The sequence below is a fragment of the Klebsiella sp. GG_Kp173 genome, assembly GCF_040062415.1.
GTDB lineage: Bacteria > Pseudomonadota > Gammaproteobacteria > Enterobacterales > Enterobacteriaceae > Klebsiella > Klebsiella quasipneumoniae.
Window position 1 is genome coordinate 179,383 of sequence record NZ_JBEAFZ010000088.1, and the last position, 21,422, is coordinate 200,804.

The window sequence follows — 21,422 nt, forward strand, 5'->3', positions numbered from 1 at the left end:
AGATTGGCTATAACTTGTGAGTATAAAGGAAGGGATAAGGATCACCCCCTCCCTGGCGGGAGAGGGCGTGAAGCGATTAGACTTCTTCCATGCGGCCCAGGAGCGCCTGCAGACGTTCCTGCCAGCCCTGCTGCTGCTCTTTCAGCTGGCTGTTTTCGCGCTCCAGCTCTTCACGACCATGCTGCGCGCTCTGAACTTCCTGCACCAGGGTGTTGTTCTTTTCTTTCAGCTCTTCGATTTCCATCTGCAACAGAGTGATGGTATCAATCGCCTGCTGAACCTTAGATTCTAATTTCTCAAACACTTCTAATGACATCGTCATACCTCTCCTGAACTTGCAAGGCGTTGATAGAAACTGGTGTTTCGTATACGCGGTCCCGCCTTAACGAAAATTAGCGCACATAGCGGTGTTATCGTCGATTGTATGAATCCCCGCCGCCCCTGTCCAGCGGCAAGCCGCGCAGATTGCGGTTTGCAACACTTTTCAGTCTTTACCTGGTACTTTCAGCGCAGTTCGCTCGTACTTCATGAGCCATTGTTAATATTATGGTTAACAAAATGCGAGGTGAAACGCTCCGGCAGCGCGCTTAATGCGCGCGAATGGCGCGAAAACGCTCATTTTCTTGACGTGGTACACACATTTGAAGTTCGATATTTCTCGTTTTTGCTCGTTAACGATAAATTAACACTATGCCTACATGGCAATATGGTCGTCTGTGACCACCCTACATACAATAATCATCACCACGCTTCAGGATTCGATTATGAGCCAAACATCAACCTTAAAAGGCCAGTGCATCGCAGAGTTCCTCGGTACCGGGTTGTTGATCTTTTTCGGCGTTGGGTGCGTGGCTGCGCTCAAGGTCGCGGGAGCCAGCTTCGGACAATGGGAAATCAGCATCATCTGGGGTCTGGGCGTCGCCATGGCGATCTACCTGACCGCAGGCGTATCCGGTGCGCACCTTAACCCTGCGGTGACTATCGCGCTCTGGCTGTTCGCCTGCTTCGATGGCCGCAAAGTGGTTCCTTTTATTATTTCGCAATTCGCTGGCGCCTTTTGCGCTGCGGCATTAGTTTACGGGCTTTATTACAATCTTTTCCTCGATTATGAAACCACCCACCATATGGTACGCGGCAGCGTGGAAAGCCTTGATCTGGCTGGCATCTTCTCCACTTACCCGAACCCGCATATCAATTTTGTGCAGGCCTTCGCGGTAGAGATGGTGATTACCGCTATCCTGATGGGCGTCATCCTGGCACTGACCGACGATGGCAACGGTGTGCCGCGCGGCCCGCTGGCGCCGCTGCTGATCGGCCTGCTGATCGCGGTGATTGGCGCCTCCATGGGACCGCTGACCGGCTTCGCCATGAACCCGGCGCGTGATATCGGCCCGAAAGCCTTCGCCTGGCTGGCCGGCTGGGGCGACGTCGCCTTCACCGGCGGTAAAGATATTCCTTATTTCCTGGTGCCGCTGTGCGCACCGGTGGTCGGCGCGGCGCTGGGCGCGTTCAGCTATCGTAAGCTGATTGGCCGCCACCTGCCTTGCGACACATGCGTGGACGAAGAGCAAGAGAGCCCCTCCTCTTCCTCCACTCAACATAAAGCTTCGCTGTAATCTGACTACGGGACACCGACTATGACCGACAAAAAATATATCGTTGCGCTTGACCAGGGCACTACCAGCTCCCGGGCCGTTGTGATGGATCATGATGCCAATATCGTCAGCGTCTCCCAGCGAGAATTCGAACAAATTTATCCTAAGCCAGGCTGGGTTGAACACGACCCGATGGAAATCTGGGCGTCCCAAAGCTCGACGCTGGTCGAAGCGCTGGCCAAAGCGGATATCAACTCCGATCAGATCGCGGCCATCGGTATCACCAACCAGCGTGAGACCGTGGTGGTGTGGGAGCGCGAGACCGGCAAACCGATCTATAACGCCATCGTCTGGCAGTGCCGCCGCACCGCCGAGATCTGCGAGCAGCTCAAGCGTGACGGGATGGAGGAGTATATCCGCAAGGCCACTGGCCTGGTGGTGGACCCCTACTTCTCCGGCACCAAGGTGAAATGGATCCTCGACCATGTCGAAGGTTCCCGTGAGCGTGCGAAGCGCGGTGAGCTGCTGTTTGGCACCGTGGACACCTGGCTTATCTGGAAGATGACCCAGGGTCGCGTGCACGTCACCGACTACACCAACGCCTCGCGTACCATGCTGTTCAACATCCACGACCTGGACTGGGACGACAAGATGCTCGACGCGCTGGATATTCCGCGCGCCATGCTGCCGGAAGTGCGCAAGTCGTCCGAAGTGTACGGCCAGACCAACATCGGTGGTAAAGGCGGGACCCGTATTCCTATCGCCGGGATCGCCGGTGACCAGCAGGCGGCCCTGTTCGGCCAGCTGTGCGTCAAGGAAGGGATGGCGAAAAACACCTACGGCACCGGCTGCTTTATGCTGATGAACACCGGCGAAAAAGCGGTGACCTCCACTCACGGTCTGCTGACCACCATCGCCTGCGGTCCGCGCGGCGAGGTGAACTACGCACTGGAAGGGGCGGTGTTTATGGCTGGCGCCTCCATTCAGTGGCTGCGCGACGAGATGAAGCTCATCAGCGATGCGTTCGATTCCGAGTACTTCGCCACCAAAGTGAAGGACACCAACGGCGTGTACGTCGTGCCTGCGTTCACCGGTCTTGGCGCGCCGTACTGGGACCCCTATGCCCGCGGCGCGATTTTCGGCCTCACCCGTGGCGTGAACTCGAACCACATTATCCGTGCGACGCTGGAGTCCATCGCCTATCAGACCCGCGACGTGCTGGAAGCGATGCAGGCTGACTCCGGTATTCGTCTGCATGCGCTGCGCGTGGATGGCGGCGCGGTGGCCAACAACTTCCTCATGCAGTTCCAGTCCGATATCCTCGGCACCCGCGTGGAGCGTCCGGAAGTGCGCGAAGTTACAGCCCTGGGCGCCGCCTATCTGGCCGGTCTGGCGGTCGGCTTCTGGCAGAACCTCGATGAGCTGCAGGAAAAAGCGGTGATTGAGCGCGAATTCCGCCCGGGGATTGAAACCACTGAGCGTAACTATCGTTACAGCGGCTGGAAGAAAGCGGTGAAACGCGCGTTAGCGTGGGAAGAGCACGACGAAGCGTAAGATTGTGGAGGTATTCCCGGCTTGCGGCGTAAACGCCTTAGCCGGGCTACAAAACCCCAAACAGCACGATCTTGTAGCCCGGACAGGTGCGCAGCACCACCTCCGGGTTTTTTATCAACCAAATATCGGCAGCAACAGGTACAGCTTAATCACCAGCGCGTTGACGATATCGATAAAGAACGCCCCCACCATCGGCACCACCAGGAAGGCCATATGTGACGGGCCGAAACGGTCGGTAATTGCCTGCATATTGGCGATCGCCGTCGGCGTTGCCCCCAGACCAAACCCGCAATGCCCGGCTGCCAGCACCGCGGCATCGTAGTTTTTACCCATCATCCGATAGGTGACGAACACCGCATACAGCGCCATCGCTACCGCCTGCACCGCCAGGATAATAATCATCGGCAGCGCCAGAGAAGCCAGTTCCCAGAGCTTGAGGCTCATCAGCGCCATGGCGAGGAACAGCGACAGGCTGACGTTGCCCAGCACCGACACCGCGCGATCGAACACCCGATACAGCCCCGCCAGCGCCAGGCTGTTGCTGAGGATCACGCCGATAAACAGCACGCAGACAAAGGTCGGCAATTCAAAGACACTGCCCGCCAGCAGTTGCGCAACCACCTTGCCCACCGTCAGACAGATGGCGATCAGGGCGATACTCTCGATCAGCACCAGCGAGGTGATCACCCGCCCCACGTCCGGCTTTTCGAAGGCGGTCGGCGCCACCTGATCGTCCGGCGTCCCGTCCGGCGAGGAAGAGTGTTTCACCAGGTAACGCGCCACCGGGCCGCCGATCAGGCCGCCGAGCACCAGGCCGAAAGTCGCGCAGGCCATCGCCACCTCGGTGGCGTTGGCAAAACCATAGCGCTCAACGAACAGCTTGCTCCATGCCGCCCCGGTGCCGTGGCCGCCGGAAAGGGTAATAGAACCGGCCAGCAGACCCATCAGCGGATCCAGGCCCAACAGCTTCGCCATGCCGATACCGAGGGCGTTCTGCAGCAGCAACAGACCAACCACCACAATCAGAAAGGTACCCAGTACCTTGCCGCCAGCCCGCAGGCTGGCCAGGTTGGCGTTCAGACCGATGGTGGCGAAGAACGCCAGCATCAGCGGATCTTTGAGGCTCATATCGAAATCAATATCGATATCCATACTTTTTTTCAGCACCAGCAGCGCCAGCGCCACCAGCAGACCGCCGGCAACAGGTTCAGGAATGGTGTATTTCTTGAGGAGGGGTACGGTTTGGACGAGTTTTCTGCCGAGTAATAGCACAAGCGTTGCGGCAACGAGCGTCGATAAGGTATCGAGATGAAACATAAAAAGCTCCTTATGGGCGCATGATCCATTCACACGCGACGATATTCCTGGTGTCTTTAGCTTCTCTTCATGAGGAGGCAGAGGGGGATTTTACGCAGAACGGCGGAAAAAATGACAGAAAAAGATATTTTGTATCCTGAATGATGCGATTTAGCATACAAAATGTTAATAATCTCGTTGCGCATATTCACAGCATAAATTTTTATGGGCAAACGATGGCACACGTTTGCTTTTGGTCTACAGTCCGATAAAATTCCCGCTTTGCCACCTTGGGATTGCTTGTGATGTCCGTTAACACCGCAGAGTCAGAAAATGCGCAACCGGTTGCGCACAAACCAGCCAGCGAATTAATTTACCGCCTCGAAGATCGCCCGCCGCTACCGCAAACCCTGTTCGCCGCCTTCCAGCACCTGCTGGCGATGTTTGTCGCGGTGATCACCCCGGCGCTATTAATCTGCCAGGCTCTCGGTCTCCCGGCGCAAGATACCCAACATATCATCAGCATGTCGCTGTTCGCCTCCGGCGTGGCCTCCATTATTCAGATCAAAGCCTGGGGCCCGGTCGGTTCCGGACTGCTCTCCATCCAGGGCACCAGCTTCAACTTTGTCGCCCCGCTGATCATGGGCGGCACCGCGCTGAAAACCGGCGGCGCCGACGTCCCGACGATGATGGCCGCCCTGTTCGGCACCCTGATGCTGGCCAGCTGCACGGAAATGGTCCTCTCCCGCGTCCTGCACCTCGCGCGCCGCATCATTACCCCGCTGGTCTCCGGCGTGGTGGTGATGATCATCGGCCTGTCGCTGATTCAGGTTGGGTTGACCTCCATCGGCGGCGGCTACGCGGCGATGGCCGACCATACCTTCGGCGCGCCGAAGAACCTGCTGCTGGCGGGCATCGTGCTGGCGCTGATCATCATTCTCAACCGCCAGCGTAATCCCTATTTGCGCATCGCTTCGCTGGTGATTGCCATGGCTGCCGGTTATCTGGCGGCGTGGTTCCTCGATATGCTGCCAGCCAACACCGCCCCGACCAACAGCAGCCTCATCACCGTCCCGACGCCGCTCTATTATGGCCTCGGCATCGACTGGAGCCTGCTGCTGCCGCTGATGCTGGTGTTTATGATCACCTCCCTGGAAACCATCGGCGATATCACCGCCACCTCCGACGTCTCCGAACAGCCGGTCTCGGGTCCGCTGTATATGAAGCGCCTGAAAGGCGGCGTGCTGGCTAACGGCCTCAACTCCTTTGTGTCCGCGGTCTTCAACACCTTCCCGAACTCCTGCTTCGGCCAGAACAACGGCGTGATCCAGCTGACCGGCGTCGCCAGCCGCTACGTCGGCTTTGTGGTGGCGCTGATGCTGATCGTCCTCGGGCTGTTCCCGGCGGTGAGCGGCTTCGTACAGCATATCCCTGAGCCAGTGCTCGGCGGCGCCACGCTGGTGATGTTCGGCACCATCGCCGCGTCCGGCGTGCGCATCGTCTCCCGCGAGCCGCTGAATCGCCGGGCGATCCTGATTATCGCCCTGTCGCTGGCGGTGGGCCTCGGCGTGTCGCAGCAGCCGTTGATCCTGCAGTTCGCGCCGGACTGGCTGAAGAATCTGCTCTCCTCCGGTATCGCCGCCGGCGGTATCACGGCGATTGTTCTGAATTTAATTTTCCCGCCAGAAAAAGCCTGATTTAACGCGTCCCGGTCGTGCCATCGGCCGGGGCACCCTGGCGCTGCCCTCCACCGCCTGCCCCGTCACGGAAATAAACCACGCCTGCCTTGAGAAGTGCGCATAAATCGGGCATAACACGGTTATGTGCATCTCACAGAATGGAAGACCATGAAATTTCTTGGAAAGCTGATTCTCTGGCTGCTAGTCGCTCTGCTGCTCGTCATCGTTGGCGCGTGGTTCCTGCTGCAAACCCACTGGGGCGCCCGCCAGGCCAGCGCCTGGCTCAGCAATGGCACCGGCTGGCAGGTCTCCTTCGATGCGATGGACCACGATTTCTCCTCCCCTCTTCATGTGCAGTTGCAAAACGTCACCTTTGGCCGGGAAGGCAAGCCGGCAACCCTGGTGGCGAAAACGGTCGATATTGGCTTCAGCACCCGCCAGTTTAGCGACCCGCTGCATGCGGATGAGATTGTCCTTAACGACGGCACCCTGAATCTGTCACCCCACTCTGCCGACCTGCCGTTCGCTGCAGACCGGCTAATGTTGCGCAATATGGCCTTCAATAGTCCGGAAACCGGCTGGGCGCTCAGCGCGCAGCGCGTCACTGGCGGCGTCAGCCCATGGGCGCCGGAGGCAGGCAATGTGCTGGGGAAAACGGCGCAGATCCAGATGAGCGCGGGCTCGATGACGCTCAATGGCGTCGAAGCCAGCAATGTTCTGATTCAGGGCAAGATTGATCAGGGCGAGGTCACCCTCTCCACCCTCGGCGCCGATGTCGCCCGCGGCACCTTAACCGGCAATGCGAAACGCAGCGCCGACGGCAGCTGGCTGGTGGATAACCTTCAGCTCAATGAGATCAGGCTGCAGAGCGCCGCCTCGCTGGCCGACTTTTTCGCACCGTTAACCACGGTCCCCTCTCTGCAGATTGGCCGCCTGGATATCACCGACGCGCGCCTGCAGGGGCCGGACTGGGCGGTAACCGACCTCGACCTGAGCCTGCGCAACCTGACGCTCAGTCACGGCGGCTGGCAGAGCCAGGACGGCACGCTGTCGATGAATGCCAGCGAATTTATCTACGGCTCGCTGCACTTTTTCGACCCGATCCTGAATGCCGAATTTTCACCCCAGGGTATTGCCCTGCGCCAGTTCTCCTCGCGCTGGGAGGGCGGCATGGTGCGCACCTCCGGCAACTGGCTGCGCGCCGGTAACGCGCTGGTGCTTGACGACACCGCCTTCGCCGGGCTGGAGTACACGCTGCCGGCGAACTGGAAGCCACTGTGGATGGCCCCGCTGCCGGCCTGGCTGCAAAGCCTGACGCTGAAAAAATTCAGCGCTAGCCGCAACCTGATCATCGATGTGGACCCAGCCTTCCCATGGCAAATTACCGCTCTCGATGGCTATGGCGGCGAGCTTCAGCTGGTGAAAAACGGCAGCTGGGGGGTGTGGAACGGTAGCGCGACGCTGAACGCCGCGGCGGCGACCTTTAACCGAATTGACGTGCGTCGCCCTTCACTCAAGCTGAGCGCCACGGCGTCGACGGTCAATATCACTGAGCTCAGCGCCTTCACCGAGCGCGGCATTCTGCAGGCCACCGCCGCCGTATCCCAGCTGCCGCAGCGCCAGGTCAATCTGAGCCTGAACGGCCGCGGCGTGCCGCTGAATATTCTGCAGGCCTGGGGCTGGCCTTCGCTCCCCATTAGCGGGGATGGCAATCTCCAGTTGACCGCCAGCGGCAGCGTGCAGGCCGATGCCCCGCTCAAGCCGACGGTCAACGCACAGCTTAGCGCCGTGAATATGGAGAAACAGCAGGTGGCGCAAACCATGCGCAACGGCGAGGTCAATACCGCCCCCGCCGCGCCAGCGCCCACTCCCGTCACGCCCTAGCGATGCCCCATCACCCTCTCCCCCACGGGGAGAGGGAACGCTTCTCTGCAAACACTCCGCTCTGGCTACGCCCTTTCCCTTTCAGGGAGGGGGTCTGCAAGCATTCTGAAACCTGTGTGCAATAAGCGGCTATCTGTGCCTATTTACCGCTACTGGTTCCTTTCAAATATCAGAGTTGCTATAACCAAAATACTGGAAGTCAATAAAAACAAACCGCTCCCTGTACCTACAAAAATATAAAAGGATCAATCATGCCTGAAATACGTCAGCGTATTCTGGAGAATATGCAAAAATTCTCCCGGGCCATGATCGGCGCCGTATTGTTCTTGCCGGTCATTGGCTTAATTCTGGCCCTCAGTTCAGTATTAACTAATCCGACATTAATTGCTGAAACCAGTTTCCTGCACCAGCTTGGGCAGATGCTCGGCGACACCTTTTGGCCTCTATTTGGCAACCTCGGCTTATTATTTTGCGTCGGTATTAGCTATGGCCTGGCAAAAGATAAAAAAACCGAAGTCGCGCTGGTTGCGGTGATGTGCTTCATTATGTTTCTTGGCGCCAACCACTCCTGGCTGGAACACACCCACGGACTCGCCGAAAAAATTAACGGTGAATATTATGGCACCGGGCAAACCCAACTGCTGGGCTTTGTAGTGGTGGATATGGGCGTTTTCCTTGGCATTATTCTCGGCTGCACTATCGCGTGGGTGCACAATAAAGTTTCTACTATTGAGCTGCCCGGCGCGCTGTCGATGTACGGCGGCGCCAAGCTGACGCTGGTGGCGATGACGCCGGTGGTTATCTTCTACGCCATCGCCTTTACCTGGATTTGGCCGTTTATGACCCACGGCATCTCCGCCCTCACCGGCTTTATGAAAAATGCTGGGGTCGCCGGGGTCTTCGTCTATGGTTTCTTTGAAAAATTTCTTATCCCGACCGGCCTGCACCATTTTGTCTGGTCACCCTTCCAGCTCACCCAGATTGGCGGCACCCTGAACGTGGACGGCCAGGTGGTCTCCGGTACCCAGGCCATTTTTCTCGCCTATATGCGCCATCCGGATCTGACCCCGGTGATGAATGAGGCCCTACGCTTCTCACAGCAAGGGATGACCACCATCTTCGGCCTGGCCGGCGCCTCGCTGGCGTTCTACCACACCGCGAAGCCGGAGAAAAAAGTGATGGCCAAGGCGATTCTGCTGCCGGCAATTATCACCTCGATGCTGACTGGCATCACCGAGCCGATTGAGTTCACCTTCTTGTTTGTCTCGCCGCTGCTGTGGGTGATCCATGCGACGTTAACCGCCGCCTCGCAGGCCATTTGCGACCTCTTCACCGTACGCCCCTGGGGAGCCTCGGGCCTGATCGAATTTCTGATCTATAACCTGCCGCTACCGGTCTCCTTAACGCGCTGGCCGGGATATGTCCTTATCGGTATCGGCCAGTTCGCCGTCTACTACGTGATTTTCCGCACTCTGGTGGTGAAGCTGAATCTGAAAACGCCGGGCCGGGAAGATGACGAGAACGTGAAGCTCTACAGCAAAGCGGAGTATCGCCAGAAAGTCGCGCAGCCGCAGTCGGTCACCGATGACATTATCCGTGGTCTCGGGGGCAAGGAGAATATTCTCTCCGTCGATAATTGTTTTACCCGCCTGCGCGTGGCCGTGCGCGATATGGCGCGGGTTGATGACGCGCAATTAAAAAATACCGGCGCCAACGGCGTAGTGCGCAATCGCAATGAGGTTCAGGTTATTTATGGCGTAAAAGTGGGACAGGTACGTTCCCGGGTTGATAACTGGTTAGCAGAAAATTAATGAGGAGTTTGTATGAAATTAACCGTATTAGGCGGGGGCGGCGTTCGCTCTGCATTTTTAGCGAAATCTCTGGCATATAATGCTCACCGCATTGGTTTAACGGAGGTGGTTTTTCTCGATAACTCTGCAGATAATCTGGCGATATTCGGTGAAATTGCCCGCTATGTATTTACGACCATTCGCCCGGATATTCATTTCACGACCACTACCGATCCGGTCGCGGCGCTACAAAACGCCAATTATATTATTACCACCCTGCGGGTCGGTGGTGATGAAAGCCGTATTCGCGACGAGCGCATTGCGCTGCAACATAACACCCTCGGCCAGGAGACCACCGGCGCCGGCGGCTTCGCGATGGCCATGCGTTCGATCCCGGCGATCCTCGACTATTGCCGGCTGATCGAAGCGCATGCCTCCGAAGACGCCATTCTGTTTAACTTTACCAACCCCTCAGGCCTGGTGACGGAAGCGATCGTCAAGTCCGGCTTTAAGCGTCGGGTCTACGGGATCTGCGATGCCCCCTCCGAGCTGATTCGTGAGCTGCCGGCGATCCTCGGCTGTGAGGAGCGCGACCTGAGCGTGGAATGCTATGGGCTGAACCATTTCTCCTGGTTTACCCACTTCACCGTGCGCGGGGAAGCGGTGACCGAGCGGCTGATCGCCAGCCCGGCGCTGTACCAGAAGACCGCGATGCAGTATTTCTCACCCGAACTGGTGCGGCTGTGCGATAACCAGTTACTCAACGAATATCTCTATTATTATTACTATCGCGACGAGGCGCTGAAGGCGATTCAGGGGGCAGGCGAAACGCGCGGGGAGCAGATCGCCCGTATCAATCAGGAGATGCGCCAGGCGCTGCGCACCGTGGATGCCAGAACGCAGCCGGAAGCCGCCTTCAATATCTGGATGCAGCACTACCTTCGCCGGGAAAATAGCTATATGCAGAACGAATCCCGGCAGGAGAAATTTCATACCCGCGAGCCGCTGACGCTGCGGCAGTTTATCGAAGAGCCGGACACCGGCGGCTATGCCGGGGTGGCGCTGGATATTCTGGAAGCGGTGAACAGCACCACCACCAAGCGGATCGTGGTGTCGATCCAGAATAATGGCACGCTCGACTTTTTGCGCCCTGACGACGTGATTGAGATCAGCTGCGACCTGAGCCGGGAGGGTCTCAAGCCGGTAACGCCGGTGAAGGTGCCGACGGCGCAGAAAAATATGATTTCCTGCGTGAAAGAGTATGAGCGGCTGGCGGTTGCGGCGATCCTGCAGCAGGATAAGTCGCTGGCGGTGCGGGCGCTGATGGCGCACCCGCTGATCGGTTCCTATTCGCTGGCGAAAACCCTGGTCGAGGCCTACCTCGACGATGAGCAGTTCGCCGCCTGGCGGTAACCTGCTGCCGATGGGATTCCCCCGCTTGCGCTACGCTTAGCGGGGCTACGAACGGAGCGGTTATGATTTTATGTAGGTCGGGTCAAGCGTAAGCCGCCACCCGACAAATAGCTGCATCACCCGGTAGCCCGGATAAGGCGCCATCCGCCATCCGGGAACTCCCCCGCTCGCACCGCGCTTAGCGGGGCTAGCTATTGTTACGTACGCGGGTAAACCACATCTTCAGTAGCCGCTCAAAGCCTAAGATGCAGTAGCCGAAAAACGGGTTGCTCCAGTAAATATCATCGTCAAACTTCTGCGGGTCGTGAATAATAAACGCCGTATCTGCAGCCTGCGCCAGCGGGCTCTGATAATCACCGGTAAAGCAGACCAGGTTGATCTCCTTCCCCTCCAGGGCCTTCACCCAGTTAAGCGCTGAGCTGCTGCGCCCGGATTTCGAAATGATCCAGATGGAGTCGAAGCGAGCGGCGTTTTTCTGTTCAAGAATTTCGTAATCCGGCCACAGCGCCAGGCTGGCATTCATCCCAGTGACGAGAAACTTGTTATAAATATACTGGGCGATCAGCTGCGAAAAGCCGCTGCCGTGGATCAGGACGCGCTGCTGCGCGAGGCTTGCCAGCAGTGGCGTCAGCGCCTCCGCCGGCTGAATGCTCATATAGTCGATATCGTTGGTGACATCGAGCTTCGGCATGGTGATATTGAACTTGATGAAATAGACCAGCTCCAGCCAGCCGCTGAACTTAAGCTTTTTCGCCAGCCGTACCAGCGAGGAGGGATTACTGTAGCACTGCTCCGCCACGGCGCGGACCCCCTGGCGGATACACTGCTCCGGGTCGTTCTGGATAAAGCGCAGCACGGTCATTTCCGTTTTGCTTAGCTTCACGTCACGAAAGATATTTTCTACGTCCATGGCGGGCTCCTCTCAGCGGCAGAATACGCTATCACCGTTCAGCAACGGCGTCTGCGGCCTGAGTCACCAGACTGAAATGAATATTACTTTTTGTACAAAAATGGAATAAAAAACCCTCTCCGCCAGGCGAAGAGGGTCTCTGCCGTTAACGCAGTCTTTTACAACGTAATCGTCAGCGTATTGCCCTGGGCGCTCACCACCACACCCCATTCGCTGCCGGTCTGCGTGCCGCCCTGAACGCCGGCTATCTGCTGGATATTGCGCAGGCACAGCGTCCAGCCGCGGGCTTCGCCTTCGCCGCTCACGGCGATGGTGTTGCCCTGGCGCTTCGCCTTCAGGGTGAAGATCGTGGAACCGTCCGCCGCCGGAACCTGACAGCGCGCCTCGCGCCCCTCTTCGAGGTGGAACAGCTGGAAGGCGGTGCCTTCATGCCAGGCATAATCGGGTTTCTGGTCATTGTTGCCCAGCGCCAGCAGAGTATTGTCGCGAATGTAGACCGGCAGACTCAGCGCATTATGATTCTGCTTATGCCAGCGGCTACCCGGCAATTCATCGTTATGCCACAGATGCGTCCAGCGCCCTTCCGGCAGATAAAACTGCACATCGCCCGCTTCGGAGAACACCGGCGCGACCAGCACTGAATCACCCAGCATATACTGGCGGTCGAGATAGTCGCAGGTCGGATCGTCCGGGAACTCGAGCATCATCGCGCGCAGCATCGGGGTGCCGTACTCATTGGCCAATGCCGCCTGACGATAGAGATAGGGCATCATGCGGCATTTCAGCTGCGTGAAGTGGCGCACCACGTCGCAGGACTCTTCGTCGTAGGCCCATGGCACACGATAGGATTTACTGCCGTGCAGGCGGCTGTGGCTGGAAAGCAGGCCGAAGGCGCACCAGCGCTTGTAGACGTGGGCCGGGGCGGTATTCTCGAAACCGCCGATATCGTGGCTCCAGAAACCGAAGCCAGACATGCCGATCGACAACCCGCCGCGCAGGCTTTCCGCCATCGATTCGTAATTGGCGTAGCAGTCGCCGCCCCAGTGCACCGGGAACTGCTGTGCGCCCACCGAGGCGGAGCGAGCGAACAGCACCGCTTCTTTCTCGCCGACGGTCTCTTTCAGCACGTTCCACACCAGTTCGTTATAGATGAAGGCGTAATGGTTGTGCATTTTCTGCGGGTCAGAACCATCAAACCACTGCACATCGGTCGGGATGCGTTCGCCGAAGTCGGTCTTGAAGCAGTCGACGCCCATCGCCACCAGGCCTTTGAGTTTGTCGGCGTACCACTGACAGGCTTCCGGGTTGGTAAAGTCATATATCGCCAGCCCAGGCTGCCACTTATCCCACTGCCACAGCGAACCGTCCGGGCGCTTCAGCAGATAGCCCTTCTCTCTCAGCTCCTTGAACACCGGCGAGCGCTGGCCGATATACGGATTGATCCACACGCAGATCTTCAGCCCTTTCGCCTTCAGGCGCTTGATCATCCCTTCCGGGTCCGGGAAAGTCAGAGGATCCCATTCGAAATCGCACCACTGGAAGGCCTTCATCCAGAAACAGTCGAAATGGAAGACGTGCAGCGGCAGCTGGCGCTCGGCCATGCCGTCGATAAAGCGGTTCACCGTCGCTTCGTCATAGTTGGTGGTGAACGAGGTGGTCAGCCACAGACCAAACGACCATGCCGGCGGCAGCGCCGGGCGACCGGTGAGCTGCGTATAGCGGTTGAGCACCGCTTTCGGCGTCGGGCCGTCGATCACGAAGTACTCAAGGTATTCGCCTTCCACGCTAAACTGGACTTTCGAGACCTTCTCCGAGCCCACCTCGAAGGAGACGCGCTGCGGGTGATTGACCAGCACGCCGTAGCCGCGGTTGGTCAGGTAGAACGGAATGTTTTTATAGGATTGCTCGGTGCTGGTGCCGCCGTCTTCGTTCCAGGTTTCTACCGTCTGGCCGTTGCGCACCAGGGCGGTAAAGCGCTCGCCGAGACCGTAGACGGTTTCGCCGACACCGAGGTCGAGGCGCTCAAACAGATAATTGCGCTGGGTCTGACTATCCTGCACGTAGCCGTTGTTTTTCAGCTGACTACCGGTGATACGCACGCCGTCGCGCAGAAAATCCAGCGCCCAGAATTCGCCTTTAGTGACGCGCACGCTAAGGCTACCGCTTTTCAGCTCGGCGAATTCGGCCGTATCCTCTATGGTGACATTGACGTCGTTCTGCACGTTCAGCGGGTAGTGCGGACCGTTATCCAGCGCGCCCTGGAAGTGCTCCATACGCACCCCGATCACCCCTTCCAGCGGGGAGAAAAAGCGCAGGGTGAATAACGGCGTATCCAGCTGCCAGGCGCGTTCGCGGACATCGCGCGGCGCGGCATAGACCACCATTTCATTCCCCTGCTGCTCCACCTCATAAACCTGTACGGGTTGGATCAGGGTGAGCCCTGGTTGAATGAGCCAGTTTCCATCACTGATTTTCATTAAAACGTCCTCTTAGTTTTGCCATTCTTTGTCGATCGGGGCTGTTGCGAAATCTTGTTCATTACGACGCGCGCCCTCGGCCAGCTCGGCCATCATTTTTTTCAGGAACGGCGTTTTCAGCGTGTAGAAGCGTTTGGCGATCGCCGCGCTCAGCAGGTAACACACCGCCGGAACGAGGGTGAACAAGGCGATAATAATGGTGAGGGTGGCGCCGTTCTGAGTTTTGGCTGCGGCGTCGTAACCGCCGCCGGCCAGCATCCAGCCGATGAGCGCGCCGCCCAGCGCCAGACCCAGCTTGAGCACAAACAGGGTGCCGGCAAAGCTGATGCCGGTCAGGCGTTTGCCGTTGCACCATTCGCCGTAGTCGACGGTGTCGGACATCATCACCCACTGGATTGGCGTCACCAGCTGGTGCAGTACGCCAATGGCGAAGATAAAGACGAACATGGTGATTTCGGCATTCATCGGTACGAAAAACATCGCCACGCTGAGCACCGCCAGGATGGCGTTGGTCCACCAGAAGACGCTGACTTTGCATTTCCAGTCGGTCAGCGGTTTCGCCAGCGCCGAGCCAATCAGGTTGCCGACGCAGTAGGTGGTGAGGAAGACGGTGAACAGCGCCGCCGAGCCCATGATCCAGGTGGTGTAGTACATCATCGCGCCGCCGCGAACGCAGACCGCGAGGATATTGAGAATGGTGAGCACGCCAACCACTCGCCACTGGTCATTGCGCCAGATATCGCGCAAATCTTCGCGCATCGAGGTGCTGCTCGGCGGCGCTTCAACACGCTCTTTGGTGGTAAAAAAGCAGAAGGCCAGCATCAGGAAGGCGATCGCCGACAGCACCGCGATGCCCCCCTGGAAGCCAAGCGCTTTGTCTTCGCCGCCGATAACGTTGACCAGCGGCATCATCAGCACGGTGGAAAGCATGCCGCCTGCCGTCGCCAGCACAAAGCGCCAGGACTGGAGTGAGATGCGCTGTGTCGGGTTGTCGGTGATCACGCCGCCGAGCGCGCAGTAAGGGATATTCACCACGGTATAGAGCAGGGTCAGCAGCGTGTAGGTTACCGCAGCGTAAATCAGCTTGCCGTGGTGGCTTAAGTCCGGCGAGCTGTAGGCCAGTACGCAGACGAGGCCGAACGGAATGGCGCCGAAGAGGATCCACGGGCGAAATTTACCCCAGCGGCTGCGGGTACGGTCGGCCAGCAGGCCCATGCACGGGTCGGAGATCGCATCCAGCGCGCGCGCCAGCAGGAACATGGTGCCGACAAAACCAGCGGGGATGCCGAAGATATCGGTGTAGAAAAACATCATATACAACATAACGTTATCAAAAATGATGTGGCTGGCGGCGTCACCCATGCCGTAGCCAATTTTCTCTTTGACGGACAAAATATGATCTTTCATATGGGCACAATTCCCTTAGCGGCGCCATGGATTGGTACCGGTTACATTTCTTGTAAACCTTTGCCGCAGGAAGATGAATTGCGATATCTCGTTATCAGATTACGTTTCTTGTTTTCTGTGATCGCGGTAGCCTGAAAGCGTATGAAAAAGTGTAACCCATGGATTTTGAACGGATTTGTTTCAGACTGTTCTGCAAAGTCCAGTTTTAACAGTAAAAAAGTGCGTTCAGGTATGTGGTAAACGGCTGAAAGTAGCTATAATGCGCCCCGCCTCCATGTAGCAATCGAGGCGCGGAAGATCGTCATCTCCGGTGAGGTGGCTGGACTTCAAATCCAGTTGGGGCCGCCAGCGGTCCCGGGCAGGTTCAACTCCTGTGATCTTCCGCCAGTTTGCCTCTGCTCCTCCACCGCCACGCCATACCAAACTGAGCCGCAAAACCCATCATCCCAGTCAATCATTTTCATCCAAACTCTGCGTTATTTTGTCTCCTGCGAACCCGTTACACTGGTGCAAAGGCCGCGTGCCGTTGCCAACCGAAACAGGAGAGCCATGATGACCCCCGAACTGAGACACTGTTTTTCCATTACCATCCAGGTTGATAAACCGATAATCGTTTCCCGCAGTCCGCAAACCGGCAAGCGTCAGCTGATCCCGATTCTCGGCGGCAGCGTTTCGGGTCAACTTCGCGGCCACGTGCTACCCGGCGGCGTCGACAGCCAGATTATCGAGCCCGACGGCACGTGCAGGCTATCCGCCCGCTATGCCCTGCAGGTGGAGGAAGGGACGGTGTACGTGGAAAACAACGGTATTCGCCGGGTGCCGGCCCGCTATCATGACCAGCTGTTCGCCGACGATATGCGCTTTTTTAGCACTATTCCGCCGGAAGAAATCTATTTTCGCACCGTCCCCACCTTCGAGGTGGATACCCCCGCGCTCAGCTGGCTAACCACCTCGCTGTTTATCTGCGCGGGCGGACGTACTCAGGATGGGGTGATGCTCGATTTCTATCAGGTGGGCTGATTTTCACTTTCTGCATATAACTGTTATTGCCGTTAACCCGTTTTTCCCCTCCCGGCGCCGGTCTACTATCGCGTCATCGCTTTATTCACCCGATTCACAGACCGGAGCAGTTATGAAAGCTATCGCCATTACTCAAGCCGCCGCTGACGGCGACAATATCCCTTTTTTAACCGAGATCGACCTGCCGGTCCCTTCCGCCCACGGGCGTGATCTGCTGGTTGCCGTGAAGGCGGTCTCGGTCAATCCGGTGGACACCAAAGTGCGCGCCGGCTTCCAGGGCGACACGCCGCGGGTGCTGGGCTGGGACGCCGTTGGCGTGGTGCAGTCCGTCGGTGAGGAAGTGACGCTGTTCGCACCAGGCGATGAGGTCTGGTACGCCGGCGCCCTGGGCCGGGCCGGCAGCAACAGTGAATATCAGCTGGTAGATGAGCGCCTGGTGGCCCACAAACCGCGCACCCTCGATAACGCCTCCGCCGCCGCGCTGCCGCTGACGGCTATCACCGCCTGGGAGCTGCTGTTTCACCGTCTTGGCGTCACGGAAGGCGGCAACGCGGGCGACACGCTGCTGATCGTCGGCGCGGCGGGCGGCGTGGGGTCGATCCTGACCCAGCTGGCCAGCAAACTGACCGCCATGACGGTGATCGGCACCGCCTCGCGTCCGGAGAGCCAACGCTGGGTCCGCGAGGCGGGCGCGCACCATGTTATCGATCACAGCAAGCCGCTCTCCGACGAGCTGGCGCGCATCGGCATCAACGCGGTGACCCATGTCGCCAGCCTGACCAACACCGACCAGCACTTCAACGCGCTGATCGACGCCCTCGCCCCGCAGGGCAAGCTGGCGCTGATTGATGACCCGGAGACCCTGGACGTGGTGCCGCTGAAAGCCAAAAGCCTGTCCCTGCACTGGGAATTTATGTTCACCCGCTCAATGTTTGAGACGGATGACATGATCGCCCAGCATCAGCTGCTAACCCGCGTGGCGGCCTTGATCGACAACCACACGATCAAAACCACACTCGGCGAACACTACGGCGCTATCACCGCCGACAATCTGCAGAAAGCGCATCGCCAGCTGGAAACCGGACGCGCAGTGGGCAAGATTGTGCTGGAGGGATTTTAAGATGATAACCCTTCTCGCCGTGCTCAAGGCGAAACCAGGCCAAACGGACGCGCTGCGCAAGGTCCTGCAGGGTCTGCTCCTGCCGACGAGACAAGAGCCGGGCAATCTTGACTACGCGCTGTTCCAGCTGCGCGACGCGCCGGATACCTTCTACATGCGGGAGTCCTGGCGTGACCAGCAGGCGCTGGATGAGCATATCGACCAACCCTACTTTCAGGCCTTTATTGGCGAGATGGATTCCCTGCTCGCCGAGCCACTGCGCCTGGACTATCTGACGCCAGTCGCCCCCTGAAAACTCTGCTCCTCACCCGGTGAGGAGCGGTTTTAACGCTTTGAGCTACCCGTCTCGCATCCCGGGCGCTCCAGGCTACGCTTATCCTTACCGCGCAAAAAACGCTCACCTCCGTCCGCCCGTTTTAACACCGATATAATCAAGAGGTTTCGCTATGCTGATCAACGCTATAGGTACCTACTCCGCCAGCCAACCGCTGGAATCAATGGCCATCACCCGCCGCGAACCGGGGCCGCAGGATGTGCAGATCGCCATCGCCTACTGCGGCGTCTGCCACTCCGATCTCCACCAGGCGCGATCGGAATGGGCCGGAACGCTCTACCCCTGCGTGCCGGGGCATGAAATTGTGGGCCGGGTCACCGCGGTCGGCGAGGCCGTCTCGCGCTACGCCGTCGGCGATCTGGTGGGCGTCGGCTGCATGGTCGATAGCTGTCAACAGTGCGAGGAGTGCGCTGAAGGGCTGGAGAACTACTGCGACCATATGGTGCTGACCTACAACGGACCGACCCAGGACGCGCCGGGCCACACCCTGGGCGGCTATTCACAGCAGATCGTGGTCAAAGAACACTACGTGCTGCGGATAACCCATCCCGAAGCGCAGCTGGCCGCCGTCGCGCCGCTGCTGTGCGCCGGGATCACAACCTACTCGCCGCTGCGCCACTGGCACGCCGGGCCGGGTAAAAAAGTCGGCGTGGTTGGCATTGGCGGCCTTGGACATATGGGAATCAAGTTGGCCCACGCCATGGGGGCCCACGTGGTGGCCTTTACCACCTCTGAATCCAAGCGTAATGCGGCCAGAGCGCTAGGCGCTGATGAAGTGGTGGTGTCGCGTAACGAAGAGGAAATGGCGGCCCACGTCAAAAGCTTCGATTTCATCCTCAACACCGTGGCGGCGCCGCATAATCTCGATGCCTTCACCACGCTGCTGAAGCGCGATGGCACCATGACGCTGGTAGGCGCGCCGTCCACACCGCATCCGTCGCCGGAAGTGTTCAATCTGATCATCCGCCGCCGGTCAATTGCCGGGTCGATGATTGGCGGGATCGCGGAAACCCAGGAGATGCTCGACTTCTGCGCTGAACACGGCATCGTCGCCGATATCGAACTGATCCGCGGCGATGAGATCAACGAAGCCTGGGAAAGAATGGTCAAGGGTGACGTGAAATACCGCTTCGTGATCGACAGCGCGACCCTAGGCGGCTAAGCGCCGCGGCGAAAGGTACGCCGCCATTCGGTCGGACTGACGCCAAAGCGCGCCTTAAACTGCTGACGCCAGGTGACGGCAGAGAGATAACCCACCGCCTCCGCCACCTGCTCGACCGGCAGATCCCCCGCCTCAAGCAGGCTCTGGCTGCGGCGCAGGCGTTCGGCGGTCAGCCAGTCGGTGATGCTCATCCCGGTCGCCCGTGCGAAGTGGCGGGTCAGGCTGCGGCGGCTCATCGCCACCACCCGGGCCAGCGAATCGAGATTATGCGGCTCGGCAATATGCTGCTGCAGATAATCCAGCAGGCAGTTGATTCGCGCATCGCGGGTATTTTTCGGCACCGGCTGAGCGATGAACTGCGCCTGGCCGCCCTCGCGGTGCGGCGAAACAATCAGCCGCCGGGCGATCTGGTTGGCCGCGAGGCTGCCGTAACGCTGGCGGATAATGTAGAGGCAACAGTCGAGCGCCGCCGCGGTGCCCGCTGAAGTAATGATCCGCTGATCGTCGACGTACAGGGCGTTGATATCCAGCCGCACCTGCGGAAACCGGTGCTGAAAATCCTGCTCAAACTCCCAGTGGGTCGCCGCGCGTTTCCCGTCCAGCAGTCCGGCGTAGCCAAGGACGAACGCGCCCAGGCACAGACCGACGATTTCCGCGCCGTTATTCCGGGCCCGCACCAGGCTATCAAGCAGCGCCTGCGGCGGGCGCCGGTCGACCTCGCCCCAGTAAGGCACCACCACGATATCCGCCTGTTCCAGTACGGCGTAATCGCCGCTGGCGTACAGCGCGAAGCCGTCGCGGGCGCGCAGCAGCCCAGGTCGCTCGGCGCAAATGTGCAGATTAAAGCGTTTGTTTTCAGAGACCGAATCGCCAAACAGCATGCAGGGAACGGCGTAATGAAACGGGCTAAAGCCCTCTACGGCAACAATCGCCACATCGGTGAGCTTCATCGTTCCTTCCCCTTGCGCACGTTAATAAACCACGGTTTCCCCATCCTGCGGGATACACACTACCTCGGCAATCTGATTATCCAGCGCATAATGGCGCATCTCTTCCCGACTCACCAGGCAGTGGTTGACCGCCTCCAGGTGGATAGCCATGATTTTCGCTTCCGGCAGGGTGAAGTGTACGTTCAGGAGATCCTCTTTGCCCATGATAATCGGGCCAAAGCCGATGACGTGGGCGTAGCCGGCGTTGAGGACCACCACGTCCGGACGCAGCTTCAGCAGGTCGGCCGCAATTTCATCACGCCAGATGGTATCCCCCACCAGCCACAGCGTCTTCTCCTGCGGATGGCGAAACAGCACGCCGCAGGCCTCGCCCAGGCGTTCGGCCATCGCCGGCACCGCGTAGGTGCGATCGCTGCCGTGCTGGCCGGAGGTGGTTTTCAGCAGGCGCACGCCGGCAAATTCGCTGTCTGCCGTCAGCAGGCGGATATCCTGGAACCCCTGGCTGCGCAGCAGCGCACCGTCGGCCTCGTGCTGGACGAATACCGGCAGGGTTTTCGGGATCGCGGCGATCGCCGCCTCGTCCCAGTGATCGTCATGGGTATGGGTGACGATCACTGCGTCAACGTCGATAATGTTATCGCGGGAAAAAGGCAAGGCCACCAGCGGGTTGCGCAGCTCGCTGCGCGCGGTGCCCGGAAAACCCGGCCAGGCGCCTTTGTCCGCCAGCATCGGATCGATCAGAAACTTTTTCCCGGCGTAGTCAATAATCTGGGTCGCGTTACGGATATGGGTGATGTTCATGTCGGCGTTCCTCAGGGGGTAATTTGACGA

17 protein-coding genes and 1 tRNA gene are annotated in these 21,422 nt (G+C 58.9%); 11 read left to right on the forward strand and 7 right to left on the reverse strand.

Annotated features, from left to right (window positions below; all coding sequences use genetic code 11):
* Positions 1–76: 76 nt before the first annotated feature.
* Positions 77–322, reverse strand: coding sequence for a septal ring assembly protein ZapB (zapB, locus tag ABLU50_RS23825; RefSeq protein ID WP_004150222.1), 246 nt, complete (start codon positions 320–322; stop codon positions 77–79).
* A 442-nt stretch (positions 323–764) separates the two neighbouring features.
* On the opposite strand from zapB, the gene ABLU50_RS23830 reads away from it, so the two are divergent.
* Entirely contained in the window at positions 765–1,616 is an 852-nt protein-coding gene (locus ABLU50_RS23830) for an MIP/aquaporin family protein (protein ID WP_004205091.1), read from the forward strand.
* A 21-nt stretch (positions 1,617–1,637) separates the two neighbouring features.
* Positions 1,638–3,149 carry a glycerol kinase GlpK gene (gene glpK / locus ABLU50_RS23835; RefSeq protein ID WP_004873089.1) on the forward strand — a complete coding sequence of 504 codons (1,512 nt, stop codon included), beginning with the start codon at positions 1,638–1,640 and terminating at the stop codon, positions 3,147–3,149.
* 114 nt (positions 3,150–3,263) lie between these two features.
* Here glpK and gltS read toward each other — a convergent pair whose 3' ends face one another.
* A complete protein-coding gene (gene gltS / locus ABLU50_RS23840; RefSeq protein ID WP_004901437.1) occupies positions 3,264–4,466 on the reverse strand; it encodes a sodium/glutamate symporter in 1,203 nt (400 codons plus the stop codon).
* Positions 4,467–4,750: 284 nt separating this feature from the next.
* On the opposite strand from gltS, the gene ABLU50_RS23845 reads away from it, so the two are divergent.
* The 4 genes from ABLU50_RS23845 (at position 4,751) to ABLU50_RS23860 (ending at position 11,211) form a co-directional block, all read left to right on the forward strand.
* Positions 4,751–6,142, forward strand: coding sequence for a uracil-xanthine permease family protein (locus ABLU50_RS23845; RefSeq protein WP_004150226.1), 1,392 nt, complete (start codon positions 4,751–4,753; stop codon positions 6,140–6,142).
* 150 nt (positions 6,143–6,292) lie between these two features.
* On the forward strand, positions 6,293–8,008 hold the full coding sequence (locus tag ABLU50_RS23850) for an AsmA family protein (RefSeq protein ID WP_004205094.1): 1,716 nt from the start codon (positions 6,293–6,295) through the stop codon (positions 8,006–8,008).
* Positions 8,009–8,259: 251 nt separating this feature from the next.
* Positions 8,260–9,819, forward strand: coding sequence for a PTS transporter subunit EIIC (locus ABLU50_RS23855; protein ID WP_004205095.1), 1,560 nt, complete (start codon positions 8,260–8,262; stop codon positions 9,817–9,819).
* 12 nt (positions 9,820–9,831) lie between these two features.
* Positions 9,832–11,211, forward strand: coding sequence for a glycoside hydrolase (locus ABLU50_RS23860; RefSeq protein WP_087832324.1), 1,380 nt, complete (start codon positions 9,832–9,834; stop codon positions 11,209–11,211).
* Between the two features lie 187 nt (positions 11,212–11,398).
* Here ABLU50_RS23860 and ABLU50_RS23865 read toward each other — a convergent pair whose 3' ends face one another.
* The 3 genes from ABLU50_RS23865 to ABLU50_RS23875 form a co-directional block, all read right to left on the reverse strand.
* Entirely contained in the window at positions 11,399–12,121 is a 723-nt protein-coding gene (locus tag ABLU50_RS23865; RefSeq protein ID WP_087832323.1) for an SIS domain-containing protein, read from the reverse strand.
* 158 nt (positions 12,122–12,279) lie between these two features.
* On the reverse strand, positions 12,280–14,598 hold the full coding sequence (gene yicI / locus ABLU50_RS23870) for an alpha-xylosidase (protein ID WP_032456738.1): 2,319 nt from the start codon (positions 14,596–14,598) through the stop codon (positions 12,280–12,282).
* 12 nt (positions 14,599–14,610) lie between these two features.
* Positions 14,611–16,005, reverse strand: coding sequence for a glycoside-pentoside-hexuronide family transporter (locus ABLU50_RS23875; protein WP_087832322.1), 1,395 nt, complete (start codon positions 16,003–16,005; stop codon positions 14,611–14,613).
* A 292-nt stretch (positions 16,006–16,297) separates the two neighbouring features.
* Here ABLU50_RS23875 and ABLU50_RS23880 point away from each other — a divergent pair.
* The 5 genes from ABLU50_RS23880 (at position 16,298) to ABLU50_RS23900 (ending at position 19,641) form a co-directional block, all read left to right on the forward strand.
* Positions 16,298–16,392 (forward strand) — tRNA-Sec (locus ABLU50_RS23880).
* 165 nt (positions 16,393–16,557) lie between these two features.
* On the forward strand, positions 16,558–17,025 hold the full coding sequence (locus ABLU50_RS23885; RefSeq protein WP_004205101.1) for a DUF3237 domain-containing protein: 468 nt from the start codon (positions 16,558–16,560) through the stop codon (positions 17,023–17,025).
* A gap of 112 nt (positions 17,026–17,137) precedes the next feature.
* Positions 17,138–18,145 (forward strand): zinc-binding alcohol dehydrogenase family protein, encoded by a 1,008-nt coding sequence (locus ABLU50_RS23890; RefSeq protein WP_004205102.1) that lies wholly within the window; start codon positions 17,138–17,140, stop codon positions 18,143–18,145.
* Between the two features lies 1 nt (position 18,146).
* A complete protein-coding gene (locus ABLU50_RS23895; RefSeq protein WP_004205103.1) occupies positions 18,147–18,437 on the forward strand; it encodes a putative quinol monooxygenase in 291 nt (96 codons plus the stop codon).
* 154 nt (positions 18,438–18,591) lie between these two features.
* The gene (locus tag ABLU50_RS23900; protein WP_087832321.1) at positions 18,592–19,641 is read left to right on the forward strand and encodes an NAD(P)-dependent alcohol dehydrogenase; all 1,050 of its coding nucleotides are present in this window, start codon (positions 18,592–18,594) and stop codon (positions 19,639–19,641) included.
* Here the strand turns inward: ABLU50_RS23900 and ABLU50_RS23905 are convergent.
* Entirely contained in the window at positions 19,638–20,591 is a 954-nt protein-coding gene (locus tag ABLU50_RS23905) for a helix-turn-helix domain-containing protein (protein WP_069135558.1), read from the reverse strand. The two genes, ABLU50_RS23900 and ABLU50_RS23905, sit on opposite strands and share 4 nt — an antisense overlap.
* Positions 20,592–20,612: 21 nt before the next feature.
* Positions 20,613–21,392 carry an MBL fold metallo-hydrolase gene (locus ABLU50_RS23910; protein ID WP_087832320.1) on the reverse strand — a complete coding sequence of 260 codons (780 nt, stop codon included), beginning with the start codon at positions 21,390–21,392 and terminating at the stop codon, positions 20,613–20,615.
* Positions 21,393–21,422 lie beyond the last annotated feature (30 nt).